Annotated in this window: 12 protein-coding genes and 2 pseudogenes; 3 read left to right on the top strand and 11 right to left on the bottom strand. The window is 70.1% G+C overall.

Features of this window, described 5'->3' with window-relative positions; genetic code table 11:
- Positions 1–185: pseudogene (locus AC01Y6_RS08095) on the top strand (esterase-like activity of phytase family protein); the annotation flags it as partial.
- 163 nt (positions 186–348) lie between these two features.
- Here AC01Y6_RS08095 and AC01Y6_RS08090 read toward each other — a convergent pair.
- Positions 349–2,166: a polyphosphate kinase gene (locus tag AC01Y6_RS08090; protein ID WP_476671047.1), complete on the bottom strand. Its 1,818-nt coding sequence runs from the start codon at positions 2,164–2,166 to the stop codon at positions 349–351.
- Between AC01Y6_RS08090 and AC01Y6_RS08085 the strand changes: the two genes are divergently transcribed.
- Together AC01Y6_RS08085 and AC01Y6_RS08080 are read left to right on the top strand one after the other, a co-directional pair.
- Positions 2,167–3,696, top strand: coding sequence for a Ppx/GppA family phosphatase (locus AC01Y6_RS08085; RefSeq protein WP_476671046.1), 1,530 nt, complete (start codon positions 2,167–2,169; stop codon positions 3,694–3,696).
- Position 3,697: 1 nt separating this feature from the next.
- The gene (locus AC01Y6_RS08080) at positions 3,698–4,198 is read left to right on the top strand and encodes a SixA phosphatase family protein (protein ID WP_476671045.1); all 501 of its coding nucleotides are present in this window, start codon (positions 3,698–3,700) and stop codon (positions 4,196–4,198) included.
- Positions 4,199–4,306: 108 nt separating this feature from the next.
- Here the strand turns inward: AC01Y6_RS08080 and AC01Y6_RS08075 are convergent, their stop codons facing one another.
- The 10 genes and pseudogenes from AC01Y6_RS08075 to AC01Y6_RS08030 all read right to left on the bottom strand — a co-directional run.
- Positions 4,307–5,059: a LamB/YcsF family protein gene (locus AC01Y6_RS08075; protein ID WP_476671043.1), complete on the bottom strand. Its 753-nt coding sequence runs from the start codon at positions 5,057–5,059 to the stop codon at positions 4,307–4,309.
- Positions 5,060–5,076: 17 nt separating this feature from the next.
- The gene (locus AC01Y6_RS08070; RefSeq protein ID WP_476671042.1) at positions 5,077–6,378 is read right to left on the bottom strand and encodes a TRAP transporter large permease; all 1,302 of its coding nucleotides are present in this window, start codon (positions 6,376–6,378) and stop codon (positions 5,077–5,079) included.
- The gene (locus AC01Y6_RS08065; RefSeq protein ID WP_476671041.1) at positions 6,375–6,845 is read right to left on the bottom strand and encodes a TRAP transporter small permease; all 471 of its coding nucleotides are present in this window, start codon (positions 6,843–6,845) and stop codon (positions 6,375–6,377) included. Before AC01Y6_RS08065 ends, AC01Y6_RS08070 begins: the two co-directional genes overlap by 4 nt.
- Positions 6,842–7,798, bottom strand: a complete 957-nt coding sequence (locus AC01Y6_RS08060; protein WP_476671039.1) for a TRAP transporter substrate-binding protein — start codon at positions 7,796–7,798, stop codon at positions 6,842–6,844. Before AC01Y6_RS08060 ends, AC01Y6_RS08065 begins: the two co-directional genes overlap by 4 nt.
- 28 nt (positions 7,799–7,826) lie before the next feature.
- On the bottom strand, positions 7,827–8,822 hold the full coding sequence (locus AC01Y6_RS08055; RefSeq protein WP_476671036.1) for an ABC transporter substrate-binding protein: 996 nt from the start codon (positions 8,820–8,822) through the stop codon (positions 7,827–7,829).
- A complete protein-coding gene (locus AC01Y6_RS08050) occupies positions 8,819–9,595 on the bottom strand; it encodes an ABC transporter permease (protein WP_476671034.1) in 777 nt (258 codons plus the stop codon). The genes AC01Y6_RS08055 and AC01Y6_RS08050 overlap by 4 nt, the downstream gene beginning before the upstream one ends.
- Positions 9,582–10,355: an ABC transporter ATP-binding protein gene (locus tag AC01Y6_RS08045; RefSeq protein ID WP_428722259.1), complete on the bottom strand. Its 774-nt coding sequence runs from the start codon at positions 10,353–10,355 to the stop codon at positions 9,582–9,584. The genes AC01Y6_RS08050 and AC01Y6_RS08045 overlap by 14 nt, the downstream gene beginning before the upstream one ends.
- Positions 10,352–10,900 carry a peroxidase-related enzyme gene (locus tag AC01Y6_RS08040; RefSeq protein WP_428720771.1) on the bottom strand — a complete coding sequence of 183 codons (549 nt, stop codon included), beginning with the start codon at positions 10,898–10,900 and terminating at the stop codon, positions 10,352–10,354. Before AC01Y6_RS08040 ends, AC01Y6_RS08045 begins: the two co-directional genes overlap by 4 nt.
- Positions 10,894–11,703: a cyclase family protein gene (locus AC01Y6_RS08035; RefSeq protein WP_476671033.1), complete on the bottom strand. Its 810-nt coding sequence runs from the start codon at positions 11,701–11,703 to the stop codon at positions 10,894–10,896. Before AC01Y6_RS08035 ends, AC01Y6_RS08040 begins: the two co-directional genes overlap by 7 nt.
- Before the next feature lie 99 nt (positions 11,704–11,802).
- Positions 11,803–11,989: pseudogene (locus AC01Y6_RS08030) on the bottom strand (peptide ABC transporter ATP-binding protein); the annotation flags it as partial.

Genomic DNA, 11,989 nt, shown 5'->3' with positions numbered 1-11,989 from the left:
CCGAGAGGCGCCTTGTTCTGGAGACCTGGCGCCTCAAGGAGGTGGACACGGCCAAGCTGGAGGGGCTCGCCCTCCTGGAGGACGGCCGAACCCTGGCCCTCATCAACGACAACGACTTCGCCATGGAGGGCGACGAGGGCCCCACCCGCCTTTGGCTGGTGCGCCTGGAGGAGGCTCTCCGCTAGGTTCCACTTCCCTCCCCCCTTCTCCGCCACCCCGGCCACCACCTCCCCCGCGACCGCGGGGAAGCGCGCCTTCAGGGGCCGCCAGGCCCCGCCGATCAGGGCCTCCTTGGGGGCCTCCTCCAGAACCGGACGCATGGGCGCCTCCTCCCCCCAACTTTACCCCCTAGGGGCGCTGGGCGTCGTGCTTTCCTCCCCAAAGCCGCTTCTCCCCCTCGGGGGTGAGGAGGAAGGCGTTGCGGTCGTCCTTGAGCTGGCGCTTTAGGACCTTGAGGACCTTGCGCTTCTCCTCCTTGCCGAGGACGGGGAAGAAAAGCTCGTAGCGGTTCTGGAAGTTGCGGGGCATGAAGTCGGCGCTGGTGAGGTAGACCTGCCACTCCCCGCCCGCCCAGAAGGCCGCCACCCGGGCGTGCTCCAGGAAGCGCCCCACCAGGCTCCGCGCCCGGAAGGCCGGGTGGAGGAGGGTGAGGGTGCTCCGCACCAAGAGGTCCACCCGGGCCCCCGCCTCCGCCGCCTGGACCAGGGCCTGGAGGATCTTTGGGTCGGTGAGGTGGTTGGCCTTGAGGATCACCCGCCCCTTGGGGTGGGCCTCCGCCCGGATGGACGCCAAGAGGTGGTCCCGGATGGCCTCCCCGGTCTTCAGGAGGGCGAGGGAAGGGGCCCTTCCCTCCTCCAAGGCCCGGAAGAAGGCCGCCACCTCCCCCACCACCTCGGGCCTCCCGGTGAAGAGGGAGAAGTCGGTGTAGAGGCGGCCGTTCACCGGGTTGTAGTTCCCCGTGCCCAGGTGAGCGTACCCCCCCTCCCGCGTGAGGAGGAGGAGGGCCTTGGCGTGCACCTTGCGCTCGGGGAGGGGCAGCACCTGCACCCCCGCCCTTAGGAGGCGGAGGTACCAGCGCAGGTTCAAAAGCTCGTCAAACCGGGCCCGGGCCTCCAGGAAGGCCCAGACCCGCTTCCCCTCCCGGGCCGCCCGGATCAGGGTTTCGGCCAGGGGGTTTTCCTCCCCGATGCGGTAGAGGGTGGCGAAGACCTCCTCCACCTGGGGTTCCAGGGCGGCCTGGGCAAACCTCTCCACGGCCTCGTAGGCGTCAAAGGGGTGGTAGAGGAGGACGTCCCGCTCCTTGAGCCGCCTCAGGGGGTCTTTGCTGAGGCCGCGGGGCTTTTTGGGGCGGAGGGGGGGAAAGCGCCAGGCCTGGGGGCCCTCCTTGGCCAGGGCCTCCAGGAAGCTCAGGTCCAGGGGGGGCTTGAGGAGGAAGACCTCCTCGGAGAGGAGCCCGAGGGCCTCCTTGAGCCGGGAAAGCCAGGCCTCGGGGAAGCCCGCCTCGGCCACGAGGAGGGTGGGGAGGCCCTCCTGGCGGCCCTCGAGGGCCTGGGCGAGCTCGTCCCAGTCCGCCCGCTCCCGCTCGCTCTCCAGAAGCCTAAGGACGCGGAACTCGTAAAGGGGGGCCTCCTCGGGCAGGAAGAGGCCGCTTTTCGCCCGCATGAGGGCCCCGAGGCGCACGTAGGCCCCCTCCCGGCCCGGCACCGGGAGGAGCCTCGGGAGGTCCTGGGGCAGGCGCACGAGGTGGTCCTGGGAGGCGAAGTAGAGGGCCCCGTGGCTTACGTCCCCCGCGCTTTCCCAGGGGATGAGGTCGGTCTTGGGGGCCACGGCCTCGGCCAGGAAGACCCGAAAGTAGAGCCAGTCCATGTTGTCCAGCTCCGCGGGCTCCAGGATCCGCACCTTCGGGGCGGCCTCCTCCAGGAGGGCCCGGTAGCGCGCCTCGGCCAGGTGGGCCTGGGCCCGGGCCTCGGAAAGGAGCCCAAGGTGCTCCGGCGATCCCCTCGCCTTTAGGAAGGGCTTGGCGATGCGGGCGGCGAAGAACTCGTCCAGGTTCCGGTTCCATATGGCGAGAAAGCGCATCCTTTCCAAAAGGGGGAAGTCGGGCCGCTCGCTTTGGAGAAGCACCCGGCGGTTAAACTGGAGCCAGCTGGCCTCGGGGGTGCGCATTTGCTCAAGATTACGCCGGACCAAGGTCAGAAGGAGGTCAAGGCCCGGACCCTCGCGGTTCTGGACCTGGGCTCGGGAACCTTCCGTCTCGTCCTCTACGGCTACGAGCCGGGGCGGGCCTTCGCCCTCCTGGACGAGCTCCGGGAGCCCGTGGCCCTGGGGGAGGGCTTGGCCCGGGGAGCCCTCACCGCGGCCGCCCTGGAGCGGGGGAGGAAGGCCCTGCGGGCCTTCGCCAGCTTCCTTAAGGCGGTGGGCCCCGAGGAGGTGGTGGCCCTGGCCACGAGCGCGGTGCGGGACGCGGGAAACGGCGGGGCCATCCTGGAGGAGGCCCGCGGGCTCGGCCTGGAGCTTCGGGTGCTCCCCGGGGAGGAGGAGGCCAGGCTCGGGACCCTGGCCGTGGCCAACGCCCTGCCCTTCCCCGAGGCCCTGGTGGTGGACCAGGGGGGCGGGAGCGCCCAGGTGTCCCTCCTCCGGGGGCGGGCCTTCCGCTGGGGCCGGTCCCTGCCCTTGGGGGCGCTCCGCCTCACCGAGGCCTTCCTGCGGAGCGACCCCCCGGCCAAGGAGGAGGTGAGGGCCCTGGAGAAGGAGGTGGCGCGCCACCTCCGGGACCTGCCCCTAGAGGGAGGCCTCCCCCTCGTGGTCCTCGGGGGAAACCTGCGGGCGGTGGCCCGCCTCCACCAGCGGCGCCAGGGTTACCCCCTGGACCTCCTCCACGGCTACTACCTGCCCAAGGAGGGGGTGGAGGCCCTCTACCGGGACCTCCTCTCCCTCTCCTTCCAGGCCCGCCAGGAGCTTCCCGGCCTCGAGGCCCACCGGGCCCGGACCCTCCCCGCAAGCCTCGCCTTGCTCCGGGTCCTCCTGGCCCGCACCGGGGCCCCGGGCCTTTGGGTAAGCGGGGTGGGCATCCGTGAGGGGGTCCTCTTCACCCGCCTCCTCCCCCCACCCCATCTCCTGGAGGACCCCCGGGCCTTCGCCGTGGAGAGCCTCTTCCTGCGCTACCCCTTCGCCGAGGCCCACCGCGAGCGGGTGAAGGCCCTGGCCCTGGCCCTCTTCCAGGGCCTCCTCCCCCTCCACGGCTACGGGGAGGGGGAGCGGAGGCTTCTTTGGGAGGCGGCCCACCTCCACGACATCGGCATGGTCCTGGGCTACCGGGACCACCACAAGCACGGGGCTTATCTGGTGCTTTCCGAGCCCCTCTTCGGCTTTTCCCACCGGGAGCAGGTCCTCCTGGCGCTCCTCGTGCGCTACCACCGCCGGGGGAGCCCCGAGGCCAAGGGCTTTCGGGCCCTCCTCGCCCGCGGGGACGGGAAGCGGCTTAAGCGCCTCGCCGCCCTCCTCCGCCTGGCCGAGATGCTGGACCGCACCCGCTCGGGCCGGGTGCGGGGGGTCCGGGTGGAGCTAGGGGAGCGGGTGCGCCTGGTCCTAAGGGCCCCGGAGGACCCCTGGGTGGAGCGCCTGGAGGCGGAGAAGCAGGAGGGGCTTTTCCGGGAGGCCTTTGGGGTAGGATTGGAGGTGGCCTGGGAGGTGTAGGGTGGAGCTCTTCCTGGTGCGCCACGCCATCGCCGTCCCCCTGCCCGAGGGGGGCGGGGAGGAGGAGGACGCGGCGCGGCCCCTCACCCCGAAGGGCGTCCGGCGCTTCCGCAAGGTGGTGCGGGGCCTGAAGGCCTTAGGGGTCGGCCTGGACCTGGTCCTCACCAGCCCCAAGCGAAGGGCCTTGGAAACCGCGAGGCTCCTCGGCCCCCTCCTCGAGGGCGAGGTGCGCACCACCCCCCTCCTCGCCGGGCCCCCGAGCGAGGCCCTCCTCGAGGAGCTTCCCGAGGAGGGCCGGGTGGCCCTGGTGGGCCACGAGCCCCACCTCTCCGCCCTCCTCGCCTGGCTCCTCTTCGGGCACCTGTTGGAGGGGGTGGCCCCCCAGGCCCTGGAGGAGCGGGTCCTCCTCAAGAAGGGAGGGGTGGCCTGGCTCCGGGGGCGGCCCGAGCCCGGGGGCATGGTCCTGAGGGCCCTCTTTCCCCCTAAGGTCTTCCGCCTCTGATGCCCTTTTGGCGCAAAGCCTTCGCCCAAGCCGGGGTCAGGCGGCTCCGTGGGACGCCCTTTCCGGGCCCCCAGGCGGGCTTGAGCCCCCATGGGGGGGCATGAGCGCCTAAAAGGCCCGAACCTCCACCCCCGCCCCCTCCAGGGCCTCCCGCACCGCCCTCGCCACCTCGGGGGCCCTGGGGTTGTCCCCGTGGATGCAAAGCGTTTCGGCCCTGACCTCCACCTCCCCCCCGTCCAAGGCCTCCACCTTTCCCTCCAGCACCATGCGCAGGGCCCTTCGGGCCGCCTCCTCGGGGTCGGTGATCCAGGCGCCGGGGAGGGAGCGGGGGGCGAGCTCGCCGCTTCGCAGGTAGGCCCTTTCCGGGAAGGCCTCGAGGACCACCCTAAGCCCCGCCTTCCTGGCCTCCTCCTCGTAGACCGTGCCGGGGAGGACCACCAGGGGAAGCCCCGGGTCAAAGGCCCGCGCCGCGAGGGCGATGGCCCTCGCGGTTTCCCGGTCCCGGCAGGCCTTGAGGTAGAGGGCCCCGTGGGGCTTCACGTGGTGGAGGGGAAGGCCCTCCGCCCTGAGGAAGGCGGAGAGGGCCCCGATCTGGTAGAGCACCTGGGCGTAGACCTCCTCCGGGCTTAGGGCCATCTCCCGGCGGCCAAAGCCCTCGAGGTCGGGGAAGCCGGGGTGGGCCCCCACCGCCACCCCGTGGGCCTTGGCCAGGCGCACCGCCTCCAGGATGCGGTTTGGGCTTCCTCCGTGGAAGCCGCAGGCCAGGTTGGCCGAGGTGACCAGGGGGAAGATCTCCCGGTCGTGGCCGTAGGTGAAGGCCCCGTAGGACTCGCCCGCGTCCGCGTTCAGGTCCACCGTCATGCTGCCTCCTTCTCATACTACCCTCCCGTCATCGTCCGGGGAAGCCAGGTGGCGAGCCCCGGGAAGGCCACCAGAAGCGCCACCATGAGGAGGAGCACCCCCATGAAGGGGAGGCTGTAGCGGGCGATGCGGAAGAGGTCCTCTCCGCTTAAGGACTGGAGGACGAAGAGGTTGAACCCCACGGGAGGGGTGATCTGGGCGAGCTCCACCATGAGGACCAGGTACACCCCAAACCACAGGGGGTCCAGGCCGATGGCCTTCACCACCGGCAGGATGACGCTGATGGTGAGGACCACGATGGAGATCCCGTCCAAGAACCAACCCAGGACGATGTAGACCAGGCTGAGGAAAAAGACGAGGGCGGTGGGGGTGATCCCCGTCTCCACCGCCCAGGCGGCCAGGGCCCGCGGGATCCCCGTGAACCCCATGGCCAGGGTGAGGACCCCCGCCCCGGCGAGGATGAGCCCGATCATACTGGTGGTGCGCACCGCCCCGAGAAGGCTTTCCCGGAGGAGCTCGAGGCTAAACTCCCGCCTTAAGGCGGTGAGGAGGAAGGCCCCCGCCACGCCGATGGCCGCCGCCTCCGTGGGGGTGGCCACACCCCGGTAGATGGACCCGAGCACCAGGAGGATGAGGAAGAGCACGGGCAGGACGCTGAGGAGCCCCTTGAGGGCCTCGCCGGGGGCCGGGGAGGGCGCCTGGGGAAGGGTTTTCCGGTGGCGCAGGGCGAGAAGGGCCACGGTGAGCATGAAAAGCAGGGTGAGGAGGAGGCCGGGCACCACCCCCGCCATGAAGAGCCGGGCCACGGAGACCTCGGCCATGACCCCGTAGACGATCATGACGATGCTGGGCGGGATCAGGAAGCCGAGGGTCCCCGCCCCCGCCAGGGAGCCCAGGGCCAGGGCCTTGGGGTAGCCCTGCCGCAGGAGCTCCGGCAACGTGAAACGCCCCACGGTGGCCGTGGTGGCGGCGGAGGAGCCGATGACCGCGGCGAAGAGGGCGCTCGCCACCACGTTCACGTGAAGAAGACCTCCGGGAAGCCTGCCGAGAATGGGGCCAAGCCCCTGGAAAAGCTCCTGGGCGAGCCGGGAGCGGTAGAGGATCTCCCCCATCCAGACGAAAAGGGGCAGGGCGGCGAGGCTCCAGCCGGAGGTGCTGGTCCAAAGGGCCGTGGCCACGTTGGGCCCGGGAGGGGCTGTGGTGAAGAGGGCAAGCCCCGCAAGCCCCACGAGGAGGAGGGCGAGGCCCACGTAGACCCCGAGGAGCAAAAGGAAGAAGAGGAGGAGGACCAGGGCGAGGCCGATGGCGAGGAGGCTCACGGGTGTCTCCCGAAGGTCTTGAGGAGGGCCTCGAGGAGGGCCAAGGCGAAGACGCTCATCCCGAAGGCCACCACCGCCAAGGGGATCCAGAGGGGCAGGGGCAGAAGCCCCGGGGCCAGGTCGCCAAAGCGAAGGCTTTCCAGGGTCTTAAGCCAGATTTGCACCGCCCCGTAAGCGCTTGCGGCGAAACCCAGGGCCAGGCTTAGGCGCTCGGTCCAACGCCTGGGTTCCGGGGAGAGGCGGTGGAGGGCGAGGCCCACCCGGATGTGCCCTCCGCTCCTGAGGGTGGGGGCGAGGCCCAGGAAGATGAGCCCCGCCGTGGCGAAGCCCGCCAGCTCCAGGGCCGAGGGCACCACGAAGCCCAAAAAGCGCCCCACCACCTGGGCGAGGATGACCAGGAGGACGAAGAGCCCAAGGAGGAGGGCGAGGAACTCGGAAAGCCGGTAAAGGGCCTCCAGAAACCTCATCGGCCCAGGTACTGGCGGTAGACCTTGATTCCCGTGGCCCCCGCCTGACGCTGCCAGTCCAGGATCATGGTCTGCCCGACCCGCTTCAGGTCAGCCAGGAGCTGGGGGGAGGGTTTTACCACCTGCATGCCCTTCTGGGCCAGGGTCTGTAGGGCCTTGGCCTCCTGCTCCTGGGAGAGCTTCCAGCCCCGCTCCTCCGCCCGCTTGGCCGCCTGGAGGAGAGCCTCCCGGTCCTGGGGGGAGAGGCTTTCAAAGGCCCGGCGCCCGATCACCACCATGTTCTTGGGGATCCAGGCCTTCACGTCGTAGAAGTAGCGGGCGAAGTCCCAGGCCTGGCTGTCCACCCCGGTGACGGGAGAGGTGATCATGGCCTCCACGATTCCCGTGGCGAAGGCCTGGGGGATGTCGGCGGCCTCCACCTGGACCGGGGTCATGCCCAAAAGCTCCGCCAGCCGGGCCGTGGCCGGGTTGTAGGCGCGGAAACGCAGGCCCTTGAGGTCCTGGGCCGAGTTCACGGGCTTCTTGGTGTAAAGCCCCTGGGGGGGCCAGGGCATGGCGTAGAGGAAGACCACGCCCCTTTGGGCGAGCCACCTCTCCACCTCCGGCCGCTGGGCCTGGTAGAGCCGCCAGGCGTCCTCGTAGCTCGTGGCCACGAAGGGGATGGAGTCCAGGTTAAAGAGGGGGTTCTCGTTGGCCAGGAGGGACATGAGCATCTCCCCCATCTGCACCTGGCCGTTCCGCACCGCCGGGAGGATCTGGGGGTGGGGGAAGAGGGAGCCCCCGGGGTGGACGGTGATCCGGACCCTACCGCCTGTGGCCTCCTCCACCTCCTTGACGAACTGCAGGATGTTTTGGGTGTGGAAGTTCCCGGGGGGGTAGGGGGTGGCCATGTTCCAGGTCTGGGCCAGGGCGCCGAGGGCCAGGAGGGATAAAACCGTCATGAGCCGCTTCATTCGCAGCCTCCTTTCCTTATCCCCGATTCTACCTGAGGCTTTGTAGGGCCCGGTCCACGAACGCGTTGGTGTAGGTGCGCTTGAGGTCTATCCGGGCCTGCCGCACCTTCTCGTCAAAGGCGGAAAGCACCGTGAGGGGCCTTAAGGGGGCGGTGTCGCTGAAGCGCCCCGTGGGGGAGAAGGACTCCAGGGAGTTGCGGAGCACCTTCAGGTAAAGGGCCCGATCTCCCAGGAAGTACTCCTCCGGGAGGACCTGGGCGATCTCCTCGGGGCGCTTGCCCTGCATCCACTTGAGGCCCCGCACCATGGCGTTCACCAGCCTTTGGGCGGTGTCGGGGTTCTTCTCCAGCCAGGCCCGGGTGGTGTAGAGGACCGCGGCCGGGTACTCGCCCCCTAAGACCTCCCGGGTGCCCTTGGTGGTGCGGGTGTCCGCCAGGACCTTGAGGAGGCCCCGCTCCTCCAGGAGGGTGATGGCGGGCTCCACGTTGGAGAGGGCGTCCACCTGCTTGTTCTGCACCGCGGCCACCGCCTGGGCGCCCACGGAAACCCCGATGACGGCGACGTCCGTGGGCTTGAGGCCGTTTTTCACCAGGAGGTAGTTGAGGAAGAAGTGGGTGGAGCTCCCGGGGGCGGTGACCCCCACCTTCCGCCCCTTGAGGTCGGCGATGGACCGCACCTGGTCGGCGAGGTCCGAGCGCACCCCGAGGACGATGGCGGGGTAGCGCCCCACCTCCACGAAGGCCACGATGTCCCGGCCCTGGGCCTGCATCTGGATGGTGTGGTCGTAGAAGCCCATGACCACCTCCACGCTTCCCCCGATGAGGGCCTGGAGGGCCCGGCTTCCCGCCTGGAGGTCCTGGATCGCCACGTCCAGGCCCTCGTCCTTGAAGTAGCCCAGGCGCTCCACCACGGTAAGGGGCAGGTAGACCACCGCCGTCTTCCCGCCCACGCCCAGGACCACCCGCTTCTGGGCGAAGCCGAAGGCCAAGAGCACCAGCAAAAGCCCGATCCCGATCCGCTTCACGCCGTACCTCCTTCCCGTTCTTTAGGCCGCCACACGAGAAGCCGCCTTTCCACCATTCCCACCAGGGCGTCCAGCGCCAGGACGAAGGCCATGAGGACCGCCATCCCGGCGAAGACCCCGGTGGTGTCAAAGACCCCCTCCGCCTGGGCGATGAGGTAGCCGAGGCCCGCGGCGCTCCCCAGGTACTCCCCCACCACGGCCCCGATGACGGCGAAGCCGATGGAGGTCCTTAGGGAGCTGAAGATCCAGCTCGCCGCCGAGGGGAGGTAGACGTGGCGGAGGAGGTGGCCCCGCCTCGCTCCAAGGAGCCTGGCGTTCTGCAGGACCACGGAGGGCACCTCCTTCACCCCCTGGTAGGTGTTGAAGAAGGCCACGAAGAAGACCAGGGTGACGCCCAGGGCCACCTTGGAGAGGATCCCGAGGCCGAACCAGAGGGTGAAGATGGGGGCGAGGACCACCCGGGGGATGGCGTTCAGGGCCTTCACGTAGGGCTCAAGCACCGCCGCCGCCCCCGGGGAGAGGGCAAGCCAAAGCCCCAGGGCCACCCCGAGGAGGGTGCCCAGGGCGAAGGCCAGGAGCATCTCCACCGTAGTCACGTAGAGGTGGGGGTAGACCTCGCCGGTGGCGAACCAGCGGAAGACCCGGGAGGCGATGGCCGAGGGGGTGGAGAAGAAGAAGGGGTCAAGGCGGCCCGTCCTCGAGGCCCACTCCCAGAGGAGGAGGAAGCCCAGAAGAAGCCCCCCCTGCCAGAGCCTCAGCCTAAACCCCCGCATGGGCCCGCATCACCTCCCCCCGGAGGAGGTCCCAGATCTCCCGGTGGATGCGGAGGAACTCCGGGGTGAGCCGCACCTCGGCCACGTCCCGGGGCCTCGGGAGGGGGATGGGGAACTCCCCGATGGGCTGGGAGCGGGGCCCCGCGGCCATGACCACCACCCGGTCGGAGAGGGCGATGGCCTCCTCCAGGTCGTGGGTCACGAAGAGCACGGTCTTCCGGTCCTCCTGCCAGAGCCTGAGGAGCTCGTTCTCCATAAGCTGCCGCGTCTGCACGTCCAGGGCGGAGAAGGGCTCGTCCATGAGGAGGAGCTTGGGGTCTTGGATGAGCACCTGGGCGAGGCCCACCCGCTTCCGCTGCCCCCCGGAGAGCTGGTGGGGGTAGCGGTGGGGAAAGCGGGCGAGCCCCACCTTGGCGAGCCAGGCCCGGGCCCGCTCCCTGGCCTCATTCCAGGGCACGCCCCGGAAGACCAGGGGCAGGGCCACGTTGTCCAGGGCGGTCTTCCAGGGGAGGAGGGCGTCTTGCTGGAAGAGGTAGCCCGCCAAGGGGTTCAGGCCCCTGAGGGGGGCCCCCGCCACCCAGACCTCGCCCCGGCTTGGGGGAAGGAGGCCCGCTGCCACGTTTAAAAGGGTGCTCTTGCCGCACCCCGTGGGCCCCACCAGGCTCACGAACTCGCCCTCCTTAAGGGCGAGGCCTACCCCCTCCACCGCCACGTAGGGCCCGAAGGCCACGGCCACGTCCCGGAACTCCAGGAAGCTCATCCGTAGTACTCCGGGTTGGGTTTGAACCCGAGGCTATTCAGGAGCCGGTTGGTGAAGTTGAACATGGCGGCCACCTCGGCGGCCTCGAGGATGGCCTCGTCGGAAAGCCCCGCCTCCCTCAAGGGCCTAAGGTCCTCCTCGGTCATCTCGTGGTGGCGGTGCGTGACCTTGAGGGCAAAGTCCACCAGGGCCCGCATCCTCGGGGGAAGCTCCGCCCGGCGCGGGTTCGCCGCCAGGACCTCGGGGAGGATGGGGTCCCCGGTGAGGTCCTTCAGGTAGCGCTTGTGGCTCGCCACGCAGTACTCGCAGCGGTTCTCCCCGCTGATGGCCACCGCCATGGCCTCCCGCTCCTCCCGGCTCAGGAGGCCCTCCCCCCGCATCAGGGTGTCGTAGTACCGGAACCAGAGGAGGAAGCGGGGGCTCAGGGCGAAGGCCCGGGCCACGTTGGGCACGAAGCCCGTCTTCTCCCGGAAGCGGGCGAAGAGGGCCCGCACCTCCTCGGGAAGCTCCCCTTCCTCCGGCACCCGGAGCCAGGAGATCACCATACGGCCACCGCCCGCACGGGCCCGCCCGAGGCGTTCTTGTGCTTGGGGCCTCCCACGAAGATGAGGGCGCCCGAAGGGGGCACCTGGGCCAGGTTGGCCAGGTTCTCCAGGCCGTACTTCCCCGCCCCCAGGACGGTGACGTGGGTCTTGAAGTCCTTGGAGGGGCCGAAGTCCAGGGAGAGGGTGTCCACCCCGATGCCCACGATCTCCCGCTCGCGCACCAAAAACTCCGCCGCCTCGGGGGAGAAGCCGGGGAAGTGGAGGGTGCCGGAGGCGTCCTGGTTGAGGAAGGCCTTGGGGTCCTGCCACCGGCTCTCCCAGCCCGAGTGCATGGCCACGAAGGCCCCCTTGGGGAGGCGGCCGTACTGCTTCTCGTAGGCCAGGATGTCGTCCACGGAAAGCTGGGCGTCGGGGTCCTTGGCCGCCCGCCCGTGGATGTGGACCACCGCGAGAGGCGCGATGAGGGCGCTCACGGGAAGCTTCTCCGCCGTGGGGGCCCCTTCCACGAAGTGCGCGGGGGCGTCCATGTGGGTGCCGGAGTGCTCCCAGAGGTCCAGGCGGTTGCCGTAGTAGCCGTTCTTGCGCACGGTGACCAGGGTGGTGATGCGCATGGGCTCGGCCCCGGGGAAGAGGGGGATCTCCGGGGAGAGCTCGTGGGTGAGGTCCACCGCCCGGGAGAAGGCCTTGCCCTGAACCTCCTGCTGGGCCAGGGCCGCTCCCGCAAGCGCGGCGAGGCCCGAGGCCAGGAAGCTCCTGCGGGAAAGGGAGCGGGCCACCTGCTCCATCACGTGGGGCGCGCACATGGCTTCCTCCTTAGGGGCCAAGGCTACCACAGGGGTGCATACCTTTGCAACGGGGCGGGCCGGCCGGGACGGCGGGGAAGGCCCTTGGGAGCCTGGGGCTTAGTGGTGGAGCACCCGTTGCAGGAAGCTCCGGGTCCTCTCCTCCTTGGGCCGGGCGAAGATCTCCTCGGGCCGCCCCTCCTCCACGATCTGCCCCCCGTCCATGAAGACCACCCGGTCCGCCACCTCCCGGGCGAAGCCCATCTCGTGGGTCACCACCAGCATGGTCATGCCCCCCCTCGCCAGG

This window comes from Thermus sp. (assembly GCF_056332225.1).
Note: the sequence above shows the minus strand (reverse complement) of the source record. Positions and strands in the feature narration are given on the sequence as shown.

Coding starts and splice junctions, on each gene's coding strand:
- AC01Y6_RS08090 (WP_476671047.1), bottom strand. CDS start 2,166: ATGCGCACCCCCGAGGCCAGCTGGCTCCAGTTTAACCGCCGGGTGCTT.
- AC01Y6_RS08075 (WP_476671043.1), bottom strand. CDS start 5,059: ATGACGGTGGACCTGAACGCGGACGCGGGCGAGTCCTACGGGGCCTTC.
- AC01Y6_RS08065 (WP_476671041.1), bottom strand. CDS start 6,845: ATGAGGTTTCTGGAGGCCCTTTACCGGCTTTCCGAGTTCCTCGCCCTC.
- AC01Y6_RS08060 (WP_476671039.1), bottom strand. CDS start 7,798: ATGAAGCGGCTCATGACGGTTTTATCCCTCCTGGCCCTCGGCGCCCTG.
- AC01Y6_RS08050 (WP_476671034.1), bottom strand. CDS start 9,595: ATGCGGGGGTTTAGGCTGAGGCTCTGGCAGGGGGGGCTTCTTCTGGGC.
- AC01Y6_RS08045 (WP_428722259.1), bottom strand. CDS start 10,355: ATGAGCTTCCTGGAGTTCCGGGACGTGGCCGTGGCCTTCGGGCCCTAC.
- AC01Y6_RS08040 (WP_428720771.1), bottom strand. CDS start 10,900: ATGGTGATCTCCTGGCTCCGGGTGCCGGAGGAAGGGGAGCTTCCCGAG.
- AC01Y6_RS08035 (WP_476671033.1), bottom strand. CDS start 11,703: ATGTGCGCGCCCCACGTGATGGAGCAGGTGGCCCGCTCCCTTTCCCGC.